This is a genomic window from Corynebacterium sp. UMB4614 (genome assembly GCF_030217065.1).
GTDB lineage: Bacteria > Actinomycetota > Actinomycetes > Mycobacteriales > Mycobacteriaceae > Corynebacterium.
The window spans coordinates 1-13509 of sequence record NZ_JASONC010000030.1 but is presented as its reverse complement, the minus strand read 5'-3'; the positions used below and the strand labels follow the sequence as shown (position 1 = coordinate 13509).

Genomic DNA, 13509 nt, shown 5'->3' with positions numbered 1-13509 from the left:
GTTCATCCCGTGGCGGCCCTTCTTGTGTTTCCGCGCCAGCCTGGCGGCGGGGTGCGGCGCTTAGACGTCCTCGCGGAGCATGTCCTCCAGGGACTTCTCGCTCAGCAGGTATGGTGCGATCTCCAGCACGGTGAAGGCGCCGGTCTGGCCGGACTCCTTCAGGCGGTGGGCGGCGCGGCCGTATGCGACCTGCACGGCTGCGGTGAAGTCTGGGTTGCGGTCCAGCTCCAGGGTGTACTCCACGGTGTGGTGGGTGCGGGTCGCGCCCAGCTCACCGGTGGTGATCACGTGGCCGCCGTGTGGCATGCCGGTGTGGTTCTTGTCGAACTCCTCCTGGCTGATGAAGTTCACCTCGACCTCGTAGCCCACGAAGTAGTCCGGCATGGTGCGGATGTCGTTCTCGATCCGCTCCTTCAGTGCGGCGTCGTCGCTTTCTGGGACGACGAAGCACTGGCGCTTGTGGGCGTTCTTGCCGGTGATGCCTTCGGCCTCACCGCGGCGAGCCTTGTCCAGGGCTTCCTCGGCCGGGAGGGTGTACTGGACGGCGGAGGCCACGCCCTCGATGCGGCGCAGGGCGTCGGAGTGGCCCTGGGAGAGGCCTGGGCCCCAGAAGGTGTTCTGCTGCGCGCCCGGCAGCACGGCGGCTGCGTACACGCGGTTGAGGCTGAACATGCCCGGGTCCCAGCCGGTGGACACGACGGCGACGTTGCCGGCCTTCTCGGCGACGTCCTGCATCGCGGAGTAGTGGCGGGCGACGTCGCGGTGGTTGTCGTAGGTGTCCACGGTGCAGGCGTACTTCGCGAACTCCGGTGCCTGCTCCGGGATGTCGGTGGCGGAGCCGAGGCAGAGGTAGAGAACGTCGATCTTGTCTGCGTATTCAGCCACGTCTGCAACGGGGATGACCGGCGCGTCGGTGTCGAGGCTGTCGCGGCGCGAGAAGACGCCCACCAGTTCAATGTCGCTGGTCTGCTTGATGACGGCTTCGACGGACTTTCCGAGGTTGCCGTACCCCACGATGCCGGCCTTGATTGTCGCCATGCGTGTTCCTTTCGTTGGAGTGGCTTGTTGTCGGCCTTCAACGTTACGCCGATTATTCGGGCCACCACTAGGTTTAGGCACGCAAAAATTCCATTTTTTGGTGCGTGGAGCTGCGATTTGTCGCTTCTGTGGGGTGGCATGTATAGTTATGCCCTGTTGCGCCCGTAGCTCAACGGATAGAGCATCTGACTACGGATCAGAAGGTTAGGGGTTCGAATCCCTTCGGGCGCACGAGTTCAAACCCCTGGTTGGTGGCTTCGGCCCCACCAGGGGTTTCTTGCTTTCCGCGCCGGGCTGCCCCCCGCAGGCTGACCCGCGCACTACTCGTAAATTGAGATATCCACGCCTTCGGCTTCCATTTGGGAAAGCATCTGGGAGTAGCAAGTCTGCGTCCAGCCGGAGGTCCCGTCGGTGAAGAAGCTCGTGCCTACTTGGTGGAGGTGGATGTCTCCGCAGTGGGACAGGGTCTTATTCATTGGCGTCGCGGACACCTGGCCTGGTGCCTCGGTGTGGCCGATGAGTGGTGCCGTGCCCTGACCTGCGGCCGGGGCTGGACTGTTCTGCGGAGTTTGCTGCGGCGCAGGCTCCGTCGCGGCTTGCCCTCGGGTCGGCGCAGGTTTCTTACTGGTCTTGTCGCGGGACGTCGTCTTTTCCGTGGATGCTGCCTTGGTAGACGTCGCTGAGGAGGACGTCGCCCCCTGGCCACCGTCCCCTGCATTGTTCCCGCAGGCCGCGAGCCCAAGGGTGAGGGCGGCTGCGAAGACAACGCTTCCAACTCGCTTGGACCTGCGACTTTGCAGTGTGGTCATGTTAAAATTTCACTTTCTGGCGAGCCCGGAGGGGCTAGAAAATCTCGATGCGCGCGCCGATGGACTCCGCGCTGAGCAGCTGATCCACCCAGTCCTTCGCGCCGGGGCTCACACGAATCACGGGGCGCGGATCCGTCGCATCCCCGTGCTTGGTCGTGGCCTCGTAGCGCTTCCGGGCGGCGTAGCCAGCCTCCGTCAGCGCGCTGAGGTCCTTGTGCTCCAGCTCCTCGCGGGCCTGGTTGAGGATCTCAAGGGCCTCGTCGAAGCACTCGATCAGTGCATCCCGGTTGCCTTCGCACATGGCTCTGACCAGCGACGGGGCAGTGCCAGCCACCCGGGTGGTGTCACGGAAGGACCCGGCAGCCAGGGCAAGACTGAGTGGCCCGCCCTGGTCGCCCACCATCGCCAAGGTCTCGGCGAAAACATGCGGCAGGTGGGAAATCCGTGCCACCGCGCGGTCGTGCGCGCCCGAGCGGCTCGGGATCGTGATCGCACCAGTAGCCTCCGCCATGCGCACCACCCGCTCAAAGGTGGTGAACCACGCGCGCGGTGGCTCGTTCTCAGCGACGGCCCGGTCGTAGGCGACCACCCACACGGCACCGTCGAAGAGCCCGTTGAGGGTCGCCCGCCAGCCCGAATGCGCAGTTCCTGCCATCGGGTGTCCGCCGACGAAGCGATCCGCCATCCCGCGATCCTCGACCAGCGCCTGGACCTCGCCCTTCACGCTGGTCACATCGGTCAGGCCCACGCTCGGCGCGTGCTGGCCGACGGCGTCCAAAATCTCGGGCAGGGCAGGAGCAGGAACCCCCAGGACGACGAGGGCGTCCTCCCGTTCCGCGCGCTGCAGGGTCGCGGAGAGGTCCCCGGAGACGTCGTAACCATCCTCGGCGGCCTGCTCCACCGTCTTCGCGGAACGATTCCAGCCGAACGCGGACCAACCGCCGTCCGCGAGGTCGCGCAGCAGGGAGCCGCCGATCAGCCCCAGCCCGAGGACGCACACCGGGAAGCGCTCGAACGCGGTCGGGGTGCCCGGCGACGGGTGCAGAGGGTGACGGGTGGGCTGGGATTCATGCTGCGTACTCACGCTTTAATTCTCTCATAAGCCCCGGACGCGCGCCGGGGACTGCGAGAGCCCACGAGGCGGCCGGAGTGCTGGCCACAGCGGGTGCCCCAGCGGTGCAGACTCGCGCCCCGCGACCGGCTAAAATCCGAAACATGAGTAACACTGACTCCTTCGACACGATCGCTGTGGTGGCGACCAGCACCGAGCACGGCTGGGCGCTGCGCGAGCTGCCTGATGATGCGACCGATTCCCTCGAGAGCCTCGTCGACCACCTCCGCAGCGAACGCGCCGAAGGTGCCGTTCTTGGTCTAGTCTGCATCGAGGACTCCTGGTGCGCGATCGTGCGCCCCGTCCCTGGTGGAGTAGGGATTTTGATGTCGGACGCCACCGCGGCGATCGACGATTACCTGGCGACTGACATGCTCGACGAGCTGGACGTCGACACTCCCACCGAGGAGGAGGCCGACGAGGCCGACGAGAACGATGCCGCCTGGCCAGAGGGCGAATTCGACATGCTGGAGGACCTGGGCGTCTCCGAGCAACTGCTCACGGTTGTCTTCGACGATCCGGAGTACTACCCGGCGGAGCAGCTGATCTGCGTTGCCGAGGAGCTCGGCTTCGACGAGGAGCTCTCCGACCTTCTGGACGCGAACCTGCCTGATGACGAGGACGATGACGACTGAGCCAGGTAGCCCCGCCGGGCCGGAACGTCTCATCGGGGGCGGTCTGCCGCGGCAGGGTGGGCACGTCGCTGACGAGGAGCTGATGCGGCAGGCCATCGACGTCGCCCGTTCCACGCCGCCGGGGGATGTACCGGTCGGTGCGCTGGTCGTCGACGCCGACGGTCAGCTCCTGGCTACCGCGACGAACCGTCGGGAGCAGGACGCCGACCCGCTGGCGCACGCGGAGGTCCTCGCGCTGCGGCAGGCGGTCCGAGCTCTCGGAGATTCCTGGCGGCTGGAGCGCTGCACCTTGGTCGTGACCTTGGAACCGTGCGCGATGTGCGCGGGAGCTGCGCTGGGGGCGCGGGTGGGCCGCATCGTATTCGGCGCCTACGAGCCGCGCACCGGGGCCTGCGGCAGCGTGTGGGACCTGCCGCGGGAGGCGCCGCTGCATAAGGCAGAGGTGCGCGGAGGCGTGCTGCAGCCGGAGTGCGAGCAGCTCCTGCGGGGTTTCTTCGAGAAGCTCCGCTAGCGCCGCGCGGTGGCGGGGCGCCACCGGCAGAGGTCGGCGCCGAACCCGTGGCCTGCCTTTTGGGGCGCGGGTGCGGTTTTGCTACTCTTATCGAAGGTTTTCATGGCCACCTGGCTGTGATCCTGGTGGTGTGTCCGAGCGGCCGAAGGTACTCGCCTCGAAAGCGAGTGAGGGTAAAACCTCCGAGGGTTCAAATCCCTCCACCACCGCAACACGATCCCCGTCCTTCCCGGACGGGGATTTTTTCTGCCCAGCGGCTAATACACGCTTAGGGCACCTAAGCCACGACCCACTAGGCTGGGAGCGATACCCCTTTTCCCGGCATGGAAGGCCCCTTAGCTCGTGGCGAAGTTCCTGTTTCACCTCGGACGCTGGTCGTTTACTCGTAAGTGGCTCGCCATCGGCATCTGGCTGGTCGTCCTCGTCGGCATTGGCGCGGCCGCGCTCACTGGCCAGAAGGGCTTCAACGACGTCTTCGAAATCGACGACATGCCCTCCACTCACGCCACCGAGCTGCTCCAGGAGAAGTTCCCTGAGATGGGTGACCCTGGCGAGGAGTCGATCGTCAACGTCGTCTTCCAGGCCCCGGAGGGCAAGCAGCTGAAGGACCCCGAGTACATGGCGGCGATGGACCGCACCGTCGAAGCCATCAAGCAGGACGTCCAGAACCTCGGCGACACCCTCCAGCTGCACAACCCCGTGACGATGAACGACGGGCTGCAGAAGGAGCTCGTCCAGCAGGAAATGGAGATGGGGCTGCCGCGCGAGACCGCGCTGCTGGACGCACACACCCTCCGCGCCGTGTCCGACGACGGCCGCACCGGCGTGCTGAGCTTCAGCTTCGACGTCCCCGTCCCCGCGGACGTCACCGACGAAGACCGGCAGGCCGTCACCGACGCGATGAACATCTCCCGCGACGCAGGGCTCACCGTCGAGGCCGGTGGCCTGGGCTTCGCGGACCCCGTCGCCGTCGAACCGATCAGTGAGATCGCCGGTCTGGCGGTGGCGATGATCATCCTCTGGGTGACCTTCGCCAGCCTGCTCGCCGCCGGGTTGCCGCTGCTCACCGCGGTGGTCGGCATCGGCATCGGCACGCTGTTGACGGTCGGCGCGACCTTCTTCGTGCCGTTGAATTCTATGACGCCAACGCTGGGCCTCATGCTGGGCCTCGCGGTCGGTATCGACTACGCGCTGTTCATCATGGCCCGCTACCGCGACGAGCTGCGGCACGGGCGTAGCCGACTGGATGCGATTGGCCTGGCGACCGGTACCGCGGGCTCGGCGGTGGTCTTCGCGGGCCTGACGGTGATCATCGCGCTGGTCTCGCTGCGCCTGGCGAACATCACCTTCCTGACATATATGGGCTACGCGGCCGCGGCGAATGTCTTCATCGCCGTGCTGGTGGCCCTGACCCTGCTGCCCGCGCTGCTGGGCGTGCTCGGGGACCGGGTGTTCAAGAAGGAGGCCGCCGACCCACACGACACCGAGGCCCGCGCCGTGCCGCCAGAGAAGCAGAAGAACACCTTCAGCGTGCGCTGGGTGAAGCTGGTGCACCGCGTGCCCGGGCTCATGCTCGCCCTGGTGATGGTGGTACTGGCCGGGCTTTCGATCCCGGTGCTGAACCTGGAGCTCGCGCTGCCCTCGGATAAGACGGCGAACGTCACCTCCACGCAGCGTAAGTCCGCGGAGATGCTCGAAGAGGGCTTCGGCGGCGGCAAGAACGCCCCGATGCTCGTCGTGGTGGACGGCTCCGAGGCCCGCGGGGATGCGGAGGCGCTGAAGCCTTACCGTGGCGGCACGGAACCGACGTCGGAAAATCAACCGAGCCCGGCGCAAGCGACGTTCATGTACGCCGCGGACCAGATGCGGCAGAACGCGGACGTGGTCAACGCGCAGATCGTCGGCATGAGTGAGGACGAAACCGCAGCGCAGCTGCTGGTGACCCCGAAGGCAGGCCCGACGGATGACCGGACCGTGCAGCTGATCCACACGCTGCGGGCGCAGCAGGCGGAGATCGAGGCGGCGACCGGCGCGACGATCGGCATTACCGGCCTGACCGCAATCCAGCAGGATGTCACCGACAAGCTGGCCGACGCGATGCCGATCTACCTGGGGCTCGTGGTGGGTCTGGCGCTGATCCTGCTGCTGATGGTTTTCCGCTCCATCGTGGTCACGCTCATCGCAGCACTCGGGTTCCTGCTCTCCGTGGGTGCGGCCTTCGGCGTGACTGTGCTGTTTTGGCAGGAGGGGCTGTGGGATCTGTGGCACTCGCCGGGCCCGCTGGTCAGCTTCGTGCCGATCTTCCTCATCGGCGTGACCTTCGGCCTGGCCATGGACTATCAGGTGTTCATCGTCTCCCGCATGCGCGAACGCTTCCTGCACGATTCGCAGGCGGCGGCGCGCGGTTCTCGTTACACCGCGGTGGAGGATTCCGTCATCGGTGGCTTCTCGCTGGGTGCCCAGGTAGTGACGGCGGCGGCGCTGATCATGATCGGCGTGTTCGCCTCCTTCGTTTTCCAGCCGTTGCCGTTCATTCAGATCTTCGGCTTCGCGCTCGGCGCGGGTGTGCTCTTCGACGCCTTCTTCATCCGTATGACGTTCGTCCCGGCGCTGATGTTCCTCTTCGGCAATGGGACGTGGTGGATGCCGAAGTGGCTGGACAAGGTGCTGCCCACCGTGGATGTGGAGGGCTCGGCGCTGGAGAAGGCCTTCGCGAGCGGGGAGATCGGCGAGGCTGCCAAGCGCTAGGCGTGTGGTGCTGAGCCGATTACCGTGCAGCGGTGTAGGTGGTACCGCGTCGCCCTTGACCGCCATGCATGTGGACGAGCTCCCGCTCAATGAGTGGTTTGAGCGCGTACCTCACCTGGCTTTCGCTGAGGTTGGTTGCGTCGATGATGTTTTTTAGCGTTACCGTGGCCCCTCCAACTGCCGCGGTGTGTACTGCCTTGTACACAGCCGGGGCATTCTTGCCGAGCTTCTCCAGATCGGGGAGGGGCTGCGCTGCAGGAGATGGCTGCGGGGATGGCTCTGCCTTTGAGGCGGGGGCCGGCGTAGGCGCCGGAGAGGCCTGGGAATCGGTCGGCGCCGGGGCAGTAGTCTCGGGGGCAGCAGTCTCGCCACCCATGTCGGGGCGCAGCTGGGGTTCGGTATCGCGCCAGAAGAACGCGGTGAACTTCACACCCGTGTCGACGAATGTGGGCGGCTTGAGCCCCTGTTCGCGAAGGGATTTCAGGATGGTCTGGACGCCACCACCTTCACCCTCGATGATTCTGTGCCCAGCGTCATCCCGCAGCGACCTCGCGAGCCGGTAGAGCCGCTGATTCACTTCTTGGCGCCAGAGCTCGTCGCTTTTCAGTTGGCTGACCGACAGGGATTTCAACCCACCGGGACTCATAATCATGAGTGCCTTGTGGGTAATGCGGACATCGATACTGCGGCCCTCTTCGAGGGTGTCGGGGCCTAAGTCGCGGTGGATGAGTGCATTGGCCACGGCCTCTCGGATGGCGTTGAGCGGTAGCTCTGGACGGTCGACCATGTGCCCGTTGGCGAGGTAGGCCTGATACGTGCTGAGGTTAGCGGTGATCCACTCCATCGTTTGGTCGAGGAGGGTGGGCAGTGGACCAGAGAAACGCTCGAGGTTCCGGGTTCTTGCGGACGACTGGCTGTGTGAAGGGGGCGCGTCGGGGAGCCGGACCGCACAGGTCACGCTGAGAGCTGGGTAGACCCCTTGGGGGAAAGTACTGAGGGCGTAGTACCCGGCCACGCTGAGCTCCCCGGTGGGTAGCACGGCCGTAATTTTCCTGAGAATCTCGAGGTCATCGTCGATATCCCGGAAGGGGCGCACCGCTTGGCGCAGGTCGTTGGCGACTTGCTGGACGAGTTTTTCGTCCAGGTCTTTGGCCGACGTGTTGGGCACGGGCCGCATGTCGTAGTCCGCCGTGGGGTTTTCCGGAGACTTCGCGGCCTCGATCATCCGCAGGTCGGATGCGTGCATTTCGTAGTCGCCATCAGCCTGTCGGAGATAGGCGCGATGCTTATACCGAGCGGGTCTTTCCTGGATCGGCAAACCTTGAACTTCGGCGACAACGACGGTCGGGGCGTCTTCGGCGGTGCCCATTCTCACTGAGTACGTGTTGATGTACGGGCACGGGGAGATGGCGTTGCGCGCCTGATCGACAATCCCGGCTTCGAGCTTCGCGGGTTCTGGCACTCCCACAATGTCAAAGTTTGATCGCTCGTCGATGCCAAGGATGATCGTTCCGCCCTCGGGCATATTTGCGAAAGCGCAGGTTGTTGCCCCTAAGTTTTCTGGCAGGCCGTGGGCAGCGCGTTTCACCTCGACGGTTGTTGAGTCCCCTTGACGGAGGCGAAACCAGGAGACCTCTTGCTGAATGCGTGCCGAATCCCACGTCATGATTGAAAGTTTAAAGGTTTAAACCTCTAAAAACAAGAGTTTCGGGCTAAGACTTGGAGTTTTTAAAAGTGTGCGTTGGTCAGCACTGACGTTAGTGCAGGTCGCATAGGTATCAGTAATACTTGTAAACTTGGAATGACACTGTGAAATATTCCCAGTCTTATTCTCAGTATGAGTTTTCCACGTGCGGCGCGGGGTATCACTGAGCCTTCGTGGACACCGCCCAGCAGTTCGCCACGGGCATGTCCGGGGCGAGCACTAGACTGTCGGTTATGACTTCCGGATCCCACTCGCAGCCACCGCACGACGCGGCCGGGTTTGCCACTGATACGTCCTTCGAGCTCCTCAAGCCCCTGGGCGAGGTGATCGACCCGATCGCATCGCACTCCGGCGAAGGGGACCGCGAAACACGACTGACGCAGGGTCGGGTGGGTGTGCTTAAAACACCGCACGGGAACATCAATACCCCCGCCTTCATCCCCGTCGCAACCAAAGCGACGGTGAAGACCCTGACCCCGGAGCAGGTGCGATCCGCGGGGGCGCAGGCAATCCTTTCCAACGCGTACCACCTCTACCTGCAGCCCGGCCCGGACATCGTCGACGAGGCCGGCGGCGTGGCCACCTTCGAGAACTGGCACGGGCCGACCTACACGGATTCCGGTGGATTCCAGGTCATGAGCCTCGGCGTGGGCTACAAGAAGGTCCTCGCGATGGACTCGAAGGTCTCCGAGGATAAGGTCATCGCGCAGCAGAAGAAGCGCATGGCGATCGTGGACGAGGACGGGGTGGACTTCCGTAGCGTCATCGACGGCTCCAAGCACCGCTTCACCCCCGAGGTCAGCATGCAGATCCAGCACCAGCTGGGGGCGGACATCATGTTCGCCTTCGACGAGCTGACCACGCTGGCGAATACCCGGAAGTACCAGGAAGCGTCGGTGGAGCGCACCCACCGCTGGGCGAAGCGCTGCCTTGAGGAGCACCAGCGCCAGACGGAGCTGCGTAGCCACCGGCCGCTGCAGTCACTGTGGGGCGTGGTGCAGGGCGCCCAGTACGAGGACCTGCGCCGGCAGGCGGCCCGCGGACTGGTGCAGCTTTCTGAGGAGGCCGAGGCGGAGGGCAAGCGCGGCTTCGGTGGCTTCGGCATCGGCGGGGCCCTGGAGAAGGAGAACCTCGGAACCATCGTGGAGTGGGTCTCCCAGGAGCTCCCGGACGACAATCCACGGCACCTGCTGGGCATCTCCGAGCCGGATGACCTGTTCACCGCCATCGCCGCTGGTGCGGACACCTTCGACTGCGTGGCGCCGACCCGGCTCGGTCGCCGCGGTGGGGTATACACGCTCGATGGGCGGATGAACCTCTCCAATGCGCGTTTCCGGCGCGACTTCACGCCGGTGGATGCCGAGGTTGGCGGTTATGTGTCTGAGAACTACACCCGCGCCTACATTCACCATCTGCTGCGCGCGAAGGAATACCTCGCGGGCACGCTGTGCACGCTGCATAACCTGCACTTCATGATCAAGCTGGTGGACAACATTCGGGAGGCGATGCTGGAGGGCCGCTTCGAGGAGTACCGTGCGGAGTTCATGGGGCGCTACTACGGGCCGGGTTGGGAGCAGCGCCTTGGCTAAGCAGGATGAGGGCGAGACTCATCAGGACGCTGCCTTGACACAGCGCGACGCTGCTTTGACACAGCGCGGCACTGCTTTGGCACCGCGGGGCGCCGGGCGTTACGCGCCGAGCCCCTCCGGCGACCTGCACCTGGGCAACCTGCGCACCGCGGTTCTCGCGTGGCTTTTCGCCAGCCACAGTGGCCGGGCCTTCCACCTGCGCGTCGACGACATCGACGCCCAGCGCTCCTCCGAGGAATCCGCCCGCCGGCAGCTCGCGGACCTCGCTGCACTCGGAATCACCCACGACGGCCCGATCGTCTACGAGCGCGATTGCCTCGACCACTACGCGGCTGCCCTGCAAAAGCTTGCTGACCAGGGGCGGGTCTACGAGTGCTACTGCTCGCGCAAGGACATCCAGGAGGCCTCCCGTGCCCCACACGCCGCCCCAGGGGCCTACCCCGGGACCTGCCGGAACCTCAGCGAAGCGGAACGAGCCACGCGCCGGGCGGAGCTCGCCGAGGCGGGCCGTAGTCCTGCGTTGCGGTTGCGGGTCGGCAACCTTTCTTCCTCCGACGCCACCCCGGCCAGCCTGGTCACCACTCACACGATCACCGAAGGCTTCGCTGCCGGGGAGGCGCTGGGCGGTGACGTCCTAAAAGAAGGGACCTATACCGGCGAGGTGGATGACATGGTGCTGCGGCGCGGCGGGAACACCGCGCAGCTGGACGGCAGCGAGTATGCGTACAACCTGGCCGTCGTGGTGGACGATGCGCTCGCGGGCGTGGACCAGGTGGTTCGCGGGGATGACCTGCTGAGTTCCGCACCCCGGCAGGCGTACCTGGCTGGGCTGCTGGGGTTGCCGGAGGTGGAATACCTGCACGTGCCGTTGGTGCTCGGGACGGAGGGCAAGCGCCTGGCGAAGCGCGACGGGGCGGTGACGATGCGCGAGCTCGGGGTGGAGGATGCCCTGGCGTGGATCGGCGAATCGCTGGGGGAGGCGGTGGGCGAGCCGAATGGGGTGCGCGACGCCCTGGCGCAGGGCGCGTCACCGGCGGAGATCCTCGAAGGTTGGGCGGCGAGCTTCCGTCCGGAGCTGCTCTCCCGCGAGCCGGTGACCTACCTGGGCTAGCGGACCTCGCGGGAACAACGCACTCAAGAACGGCGGAACCGTCCGGAACGGGAGGGGGCCGTCGAGCGTGGGCTAGCGGACCTCGCGGGGCTTGAAGCGGGCGTCCACAACCGCGCCGCGCGCCTTGGCTGCAGCCTTCTGCGCGATCTTGGTGTTCTTCGCCACGAGCAGGCGGGCCTGGCGGGCGCGCTCCATGAAGAAGGTGCGGCGCGGGCCGGCGGTCCAGGTCTCGTCGATGATGCGCTTGGCGTAGGCCACCGAATCCGGGGAGCGGGTTGCCAGCTCCTCGGCCAGCGTGCGGGCGGCCCCGGCAGGGTCCTCCGCAACCTCGGAGGCAAGCCCCAGCTCGACGGCGCGGGTGCCGTCGAACACCTCGCCGGTCATGGTCAGGCGCTTCGCGGTATCGATGGGCAGTAGCTGCTTGAGGGAGAAGATCCCCGACATGTCCGGGATCAGGCCCCACTTGGCCTCCAGCACGGACCACTGGGCGTCTGCAGTGGTGAAGCGGTAGTCCGCGGCCGCGACGAGCTGCACCCCGCCGCCGAAACAGAAGCCCTCGACTGCCGCGATGACGGGCACGGGCAGGCGACGGAAAGCCCAACACGCCTCCTGGAAGGTATTGGTACCGCGCCACGGCCGGGGAGCGAAGGCCTTGGCGATGCCCGCGGGGGTCTTCAACGCGGAGCCGAAGTCCAAACCCGCGGTGAAATTATGGTCTTCACCTGCGAGAATGACGGCCCGAATCGTGCGGTCGCGTCGGATCTTGTGCGCGGTGGCGACCAGGTCGTCGAGAACGGACAGGGTGAGCGAGTTCAGCTTGCCGGGACGGCGAAGGGTGACGTAGGCGATGCCGTCCTCGACGTTCAGCGTGACCTCGCCGTGGCGGGAGGCGGGGTCGTCGTTGTGGGCGCTGTCCGGTGCTGCGGCGGAAGAGTGTTTATTGCGGGCTGTCATGGGATCACGCTAACCCACGGGTGCGGTGCTGCGCGGGGGATTGCGGAAGCTGCGTGGCGAGGGCCCGGGAGGTGTTCTTCATCACGCGGTCGCGAGTGCGGCCGGGAGAGCTTTTGGCGGTAAAATTGCTCCATGAGTTCAGTTATCAATCTCGTGCTTGGCGTACTGCTGGTGTACGTCATTGTCGGGCCACTTCCCCTCGGCCTGCAGCTGCTCGCGACCTGGCTTGTGCAACGCCGTGAGCAGAAGAACGGGCAGGGTGTGGTGTCGAGTGGCGATCGGCGGAAGCTGCTTGGAACGGTGCGCGCTGGGGTGTGGGCCTTCTTTGCCGGGCTCGTGGTCTGGGTTCTTTTCCTCAGCTGGACCCCTGACCAGCTGGGCCTGCCAATGGGTGGCCCCTATGCAGATTGGCAAGTGGTTGCGTGCGGTGTCGGTGCGGTGTGTGCGGTGGTGATGCTTTCGCTGCGGACCCGCTGGCTTTTCGCCGGCGCGCTGGGCGTTGTGCTGGGTTTCACCGCGGGGTTCTCGCTCGCGTGGTCCTTGTGGGCTGCCGCCGATGATTCCTCGGGACTGTGGGCTGCGGGCTTGGTCTTCCTGCTCGTTGGTTGCCTGATCGGGCTGAATTTCGTGGGCCTGATGGTGCCGTCCGTGCGTGCGGAACGGGCGCGCGATCAGCAGGCTGGCAGGTAGCGGCGAAGTTTTTTGGGCAAAATAAAAGGACCCCGCGCACCCGTGAGAGCTCGTTGACCCTTGCTGCATTCCTGCCCTGGGGGAGTTCACAAGATGCACGCCACGCGGAATCCGCCTAAAGCATAACGCATCGCCACGGCCCTGGCCAACGCTCGATCGTGCGGGTCAATCTTTCGGGCGCTGGCTTGCGGGGACGTGGGGTTGATTCCAGTGGGGTTGGAGCCCGGCCTCACGGCGGTTCCAGGGTCGGCTGTGCGCTTCGCCTCGCGGGGTCGGAAATGCTGCGAGCGCTGGGGATTTTGTGCGCTTGGTGGGCCTGGGTATAGTAGTCAGCGGAGGATTCGACTAGCGGCCTATGTCACACGCCTGGAACGCGTGCGGGGCTCACGCCCCTCGAGGGTTCAAATCCCTCATCCTCCGCAGTTGGGAAACCCCAGGTAGTTCGCTACCTGGGGTTTCGTTCGTTGCGTAGGGGCACAGTGAACTGATCCGGTGGGAGCTGCGGGTTAAGTAGCAAAAAGTGTGTCTGCCCGGCGTGTCGCCGGGTGGGCCCTTTTTATCTCATGGGCCCTTTCCGGATTCCTATGTTGTGTTGGTATTCGGTTGGG

General features: G+C 65.5%; 11 protein-coding genes, 3 tRNA genes and 1 other RNA gene. 9 read left to right on the top strand and 6 right to left on the bottom strand.

Annotated elements, in window-relative coordinates; translation table 11 throughout:
* Positions 1-60: 60 nt before the first annotated feature.
* Positions 61-1038 carry a diaminopimelate dehydrogenase gene (locus QP413_RS09415; RefSeq protein WP_012361163.1) on the bottom strand — a complete coding sequence of 326 codons (978 nt, stop codon included), beginning with the start codon at positions 1036-1038 and terminating at the stop codon, positions 61-63.
* A 158-nt stretch (positions 1039-1196) separates the two neighbouring features.
* On the opposite strand from QP413_RS09415, the gene QP413_RS09410 reads away from it, so the two are divergent.
* Positions 1197-1269: transfer RNA gene (locus tag QP413_RS09410), tRNA-Arg, on the top strand.
* 89 nt (positions 1270-1358) lie between these two features.
* Here QP413_RS09410 and QP413_RS09405 read toward each other — a convergent pair.
* Both QP413_RS09405 and QP413_RS09400 read right to left on the bottom strand, forming a co-directional pair.
* Complete coding sequence (locus QP413_RS09405) at positions 1359-1847, bottom strand: hypothetical protein (RefSeq protein WP_141759484.1); 489 nt, start codon at positions 1845-1847, stop codon at positions 1359-1361.
* A 34-nt stretch (positions 1848-1881) separates the two neighbouring features.
* Positions 1882-2892, bottom strand: a complete 1011-nt coding sequence (locus tag QP413_RS09400; protein WP_284781548.1) for a prephenate dehydrogenase — start codon at positions 2890-2892, stop codon at positions 1882-1884.
* 170 nt (positions 2893-3062) lie between these two features.
* Here QP413_RS09400 and QP413_RS09395 point away from each other — a divergent pair, with 170 nt between their 5' ends.
* From QP413_RS09395 to QP413_RS09380, 4 genes are all read left to right on the top strand, one after another.
* Positions 3063-3593 carry a tRNA adenosine deaminase-associated protein gene (locus QP413_RS09395; RefSeq protein WP_284781545.1) on the top strand — a complete coding sequence of 177 codons (531 nt, stop codon included), beginning with the start codon at positions 3063-3065 and terminating at the stop codon, positions 3591-3593.
* Positions 3594-3675: 82 nt separating this feature from the next.
* Complete coding sequence (locus tag QP413_RS09390; RefSeq protein ID WP_284781547.1) at positions 3676-4104, top strand: nucleoside deaminase; 429 nt, start codon at positions 3676-3678, stop codon at positions 4102-4104.
* Positions 4105-4228: 124 nt separating this feature from the next.
* Positions 4229-4313: transfer RNA gene (locus QP413_RS09385), tRNA-Ser, on the top strand.
* Positions 4314-4446: 133 nt separating this feature from the next.
* Positions 4447-6852 carry an MMPL family transporter gene (locus QP413_RS09380; protein ID WP_284781544.1) on the top strand — a complete coding sequence of 802 codons (2406 nt, stop codon included), beginning with the start codon at positions 4447-4449 and terminating at the stop codon, positions 6850-6852.
* A 19-nt stretch (positions 6853-6871) separates the two neighbouring features.
* Here QP413_RS09380 and QP413_RS09375 read toward each other — a convergent pair whose 3' ends face one another.
* Positions 6872-8518, bottom strand: a complete 1647-nt coding sequence (locus QP413_RS09375) for an ATP-binding protein (RefSeq protein ID WP_284781543.1) — start codon at positions 8516-8518, stop codon at positions 6872-6874.
* Positions 8519-8790: 272 nt separating this feature from the next.
* Between QP413_RS09375 and tgt the strand changes: the two genes are divergently transcribed.
* Together tgt and gluQRS are read left to right on the top strand one after the other, a co-directional pair.
* Entirely contained in the window at positions 8791-10146 is a 1356-nt protein-coding gene (tgt, locus tag QP413_RS09370) for a tRNA guanosine(34) transglycosylase Tgt (protein WP_284781542.1), read from the top strand.
* A gap of 34 nt (positions 10147-10180) precedes the next feature.
* The gene (gene gluQRS, locus QP413_RS09365) at positions 10181-11257 is read left to right on the top strand and encodes a tRNA glutamyl-Q(34) synthetase GluQRS (protein ID WP_284781546.1); all 1077 of its coding nucleotides are present in this window, start codon (positions 10181-10183) and stop codon (positions 11255-11257) included.
* Positions 11258-11329: 72 nt separating this feature from the next.
* Here gluQRS and QP413_RS09360 read toward each other — a convergent pair whose 3' ends face one another.
* Entirely contained in the window at positions 11330-12211 is an 882-nt protein-coding gene (locus tag QP413_RS09360; RefSeq protein WP_284781541.1) for a crotonase/enoyl-CoA hydratase family protein, read from the bottom strand.
* 132 nt (positions 12212-12343) lie between these two features.
* On the opposite strand from QP413_RS09360, the gene QP413_RS09355 reads away from it, so the two are divergent.
* On the top strand, positions 12344-12901 hold the full coding sequence (locus QP413_RS09355; RefSeq protein WP_284781540.1) for a hypothetical protein: 558 nt from the start codon (positions 12344-12346) through the stop codon (positions 12899-12901).
* Between the two features lie 21 nt (positions 12902-12922).
* Here the strand turns inward: QP413_RS09355 and ffs are convergent.
* Positions 12923-13017: signal recognition particle sRNA small type (gene ffs, locus QP413_RS09350), an RNA gene on the bottom strand.
* A gap of 218 nt (positions 13018-13235) precedes the next feature.
* Here ffs and QP413_RS09345 point away from each other — a divergent pair.
* Positions 13236-13321: transfer RNA gene (locus tag QP413_RS09345), tRNA-Ser, on the top strand.
* The last annotated feature ends 188 nt before the right edge of the window (positions 13322-13509 follow it).

What these genes read in the sequence shown, in the direction of transcription:
- QP413_RS09415 (WP_012361163.1), bottom strand. Translation starts at nt 1,038, where the DNA reads ATGGCGACAATCAAGGCCGGCATCGTGGGGTACGGCAACCTCGGAAAG.
- QP413_RS09405 (WP_141759484.1), bottom strand. Translation starts at nt 1,847, where the DNA reads ATGACCACACTGCAAAGTCGCAGGTCCAAGCGAGTTGGAAGCGTTGTC.
- QP413_RS09395 (WP_284781545.1), top strand. Translation starts at nt 3,063, where the DNA reads ATGAGTAACACTGACTCCTTCGACACGATCGCTGTGGTGGCGACCAGC.
- QP413_RS09390 (WP_284781547.1), top strand. Translation starts at nt 3,676, where the DNA reads ATGCGGCAGGCCATCGACGTCGCCCGTTCCACGCCGCCGGGGGATGTA.
- QP413_RS09375 (WP_284781543.1), bottom strand. Translation starts at nt 8,518, where the DNA reads ATGACGTGGGATTCGGCACGCATTCAGCAAGAGGTCTCCTGGTTTCGC.
- tgt (WP_284781542.1), top strand. Translation starts at nt 8,791, where the DNA reads ATGACTTCCGGATCCCACTCGCAGCCACCGCACGACGCGGCCGGGTTT.
- QP413_RS09360 (WP_284781541.1), bottom strand. Translation starts at nt 12,211, where the DNA reads ATGACAGCCCGCAATAAACACTCTTCCGCCGCAGCACCGGACAGCGCC.
- QP413_RS09355 (WP_284781540.1), top strand. Translation starts at nt 12,344, where the DNA reads ATGAGTTCAGTTATCAATCTCGTGCTTGGCGTACTGCTGGTGTACGTC.